Raw genomic sequence first — 3,032 nt, forward strand, 5'->3', positions numbered from 1 at the left:
GCCGGCCGCGGCCACAGCCGCGGTGGCCAGAGCGGGGAGAGCCGGGACGAGGAACTGGTCCGGCTGCGCGCGGAGAACGGCCGGCTGCGCAAGGCCGAGAAGGAACCCCGATGAAGTCGCCGCTTGGGAGACGGCATGCAAGGCCCAGTCCTCCCGCCGGATCCCCGTCGAGCACGCCAACGCCGAACACAAGCAATGGCGCACCCTCCAGCGCTACATCGGACGCCGCGAATACTACGACCAGACCCACCTCGCCATCGCCGGCCTGATCTCCGACCGCACCGCCAAGCGGTAACCACCCACCAGCAAACCGGCCAGACCACCACGCCTCAACCTCATTCGCACACCACGTCGTTACACGAAGAAGGACTTCCCCCGCTTCCTGGCCCTGTTGCACCGCCGCCTGGACGGCCCCGTCACCGTCATCTGGGACAACTACTCCAGCCACATCAGCAAACACGTGAAGCAGTACGCGCAGCGGCAGCCCTGGCTCACGATCATCCAGCTGCCCTCCTACGCACCGGAGTTGAACCCCGTCGAACTGCTCTGGGCACACGCCAAAGAGAAGATCGCCAACCGGGCCTTCCGTTCGATTCACGAACTCCACCGGGCCGCGAAGAGCGCCCTGCACTACATCCAACGAAATCCCGAACTCCTCCTCGGATTCCTCGCCGGGACCGGCCTCGAACTCACCCCACCCGCATCAAGCCCATAGTCAAACATCAGTATCTACAACCAGTCCGGCGCGTCGCTGTGTATATGTGAAAACAGAACGCCGGGTACCTCAACTACGCGACATCGCATCACACCGCAATTCCTTAACTATGCGGCATTTCTCGCCATACCGCGCCAGACAACATCTCCGCGGGCAAACTAACGAGTCTCACCATCAGCCGACACGAACAGCCCCTATAGTATGGAGGAGCCCATGAACAACCCTCTGGGTTGAAAAGACTCACTCCTCCAGTTTCAACTGGGCGCGCCCGTAGGCGGATAGCAGTGATCTAGAATGGCCAGTTCGGTCGGGGTGAATGACAGGTTGTTTGTGGCCTGGACGATCTCCAATAGGTGTGTCGGATTGGCAGTGGTGAGGAGGGTGGAGGAGATTTTTGGCTCACGAAGGACCCAGCTCAATGCCAGTTGGGCGCTTGTTTGTCCTCGGTCCATGGCGAGATTGTGTAAATCAGTCGTAGCGTCAGATATTGAGGGCTGGATAAACGCCTGCTGCGAGAGGTCACCGTGATGGAGGGGTGCACAGGCGACGCATCCGATCCCGTGTTTTTCGAGGATGCCCAGTAGGCCTTCCTCCACCCACCGGTTGAGTAGCGAGTATGAGGCTTGGCATGCAACGGCTGGCGTGCCGAGGTCTTGCAACATGCCGGCGGCTTTGTCAGCAAGAGCCGGGGCGTAACTGGACAGTCCTGTATACAGGGCCTTGCCTTGGTGCACCGCAGTGGCCAGCGCGTTGGCCGTCTCTTCGAGGGGAGTGGTGGGGTCGTAGCGGTGGGCGTACAGGATGTCCAGGTGATCCAGGCCGGTGCGGCGCAACAACTGGTCGACGGCGGACAGGATGCGTTTGCGAGAGCCGAAGCCGTCCAGAGAGCCGAAGCCGGTGGCAAATCCTATGCGGGCGCTGATGATCAGCTCGGGGCGCTCGGCCTGCCAGACGCTCAGCGTCCGACCTAGCTCGTCACCCCCGGAGGCTACGTACGTGTTTCGCCTGGGAGTGACGTCGAAGGAGGTGATGCCTGCTTGGAGTGCGTGGTACAGAAGTGAGGATGTGGAAGTGAGCCGGTTGGGGGAACCCATATCGGGGCGCAGGCCGAGAGTGAGCAGGGGGAGGTGTAGGCCGCTCCGTCCGCTGCGCCGGTACGCAAAGAGCTCGAAGTCGTCTTTCATAAAGGCGTCCGAGGGAAAAGTGATTTCGTCCACCGAAAACCTCCTGGTCGTGTTGGATTTTATGTGACTTTCTGCGGCATTTGACCAAGAGCCTTTTCTGATGCCCTCGTAACAGCGCAGGAACTGACTGCAGGTTCGCCAACCTTCGCGACTCTTGCACGCACGGAAAGCCTCAGGAGTGTAACTGCGACATGCAGGGTGAACTTGAGCCCTCAATCCGAGTACTAGAACCTGCAGAGGAGTCGAGCCTTGTGGTCGCAAATCAGCTCAGATCCATGAGAGAGTACAGCATCCTGCGCCTGAGAAACATGTTCACCTCCTTGCGTGCGGCCCCCAGTTCGGCCGTTGGGGGCGAGAAGGGACTTTCGAGTATGCAGTGAGCGAGGTGGGATTCGAACCCACAAGCCTGTGAAGGCGGCGGATTTTAGGTCCGCTGCGTTTCCCGTTTTCGCCACTCGCCCAGCTCTTGTCGGACATGGGTCCGTAGGCGGAGCCCCACCGATCAAAACACCCAATGCGGCAACAGGACCCAAGAATTCTGCCCCTTTCCGTGCAACGTGAGCCCTGTGCCAGTATCCACTCCGGGCAAGAAGTCGGCAATTCGGAGATGACGTTCCGTGATCCCTGCAGTAACGGTACGGACAGAGGGGCGGGTATCCCCGGGCCAGAGCCGCAGGGCGATTGCAAAGTCGCGGTGGTCGGCGGGACCGCCAGATGACGCCTTCCAGCTGGTCACGAAGGTGCGCGGGGTACGGCCCGAACCCACCTATCGGCAGATACTGACCTATCAACACCCAGTCCTCATCACTCAGCTCACGTCGCGCCATAACGGCGTTCTATCAGCCCCCAGACGGGTAGCCCGATCCGGGGGACTGATCACAACTCCGTACGCGCCCTACTGATGTTTGACGTCGTGTTTGTTGATCTGGTGAGGTTCGGCATACTGGGTGTATGGGGAGTCGAACTCGCAGGCCGGTGAGCGCAGTTGAGGCTGAGCGTCGGCGCATGCAGGCAGCTGACTTATTCGAACAGGGGGTGCGGCCAGGGCTGTTGCAAAGTCTTGGGGGTTCCACGAATCTGCAGGTCACAGCTGGGTGACGGTCTGTCAGGATGGCCTCTCCGTATGCAACGAA

At 60.7% G+C, this 3,032-nt stretch carries 2 protein-coding genes and 1 tRNA gene; 1 reads left to right on the forward strand and 2 read right to left on the reverse strand.

All coding sequences use genetic code 11. The features are described from left to right. Positions 1–337: 337 nt before the first annotated feature. Entirely contained in the window at positions 338–715 is a 378-nt protein-coding gene (locus tag ACIQU6_RS44205) for a transposase (protein WP_403488322.1), read from the forward strand. A gap of 254 nt (positions 716–969) precedes the next feature. On the opposite strand, the gene ACIQU6_RS44210 is transcribed toward ACIQU6_RS44205, so the two are convergent. Together ACIQU6_RS44210 and ACIQU6_RS44215 are read right to left on the reverse strand one after the other, a co-directional pair. Next, the gene (locus ACIQU6_RS44210; RefSeq protein WP_403488320.1) at positions 970–1,932 is read right to left on the reverse strand and encodes an aldo/keto reductase; all 963 of its coding nucleotides are present in this window, start codon (positions 1,930–1,932) and stop codon (positions 970–972) included. Between the two features lie 344 nt (positions 1,933–2,276). Next, positions 2,277–2,360 (reverse strand) — tRNA-Leu (locus tag ACIQU6_RS44215). Between the last annotated feature and the right edge of the window lie 672 nt (positions 2,361–3,032).

Origin of the sequence: Streptomyces sp. NPDC090442, assembly GCF_044769405.1 — a bacterium.
Classification (GTDB): Bacteria; Actinomycetota; Actinomycetes; order Streptomycetales; family Streptomycetaceae; genus Streptomyces.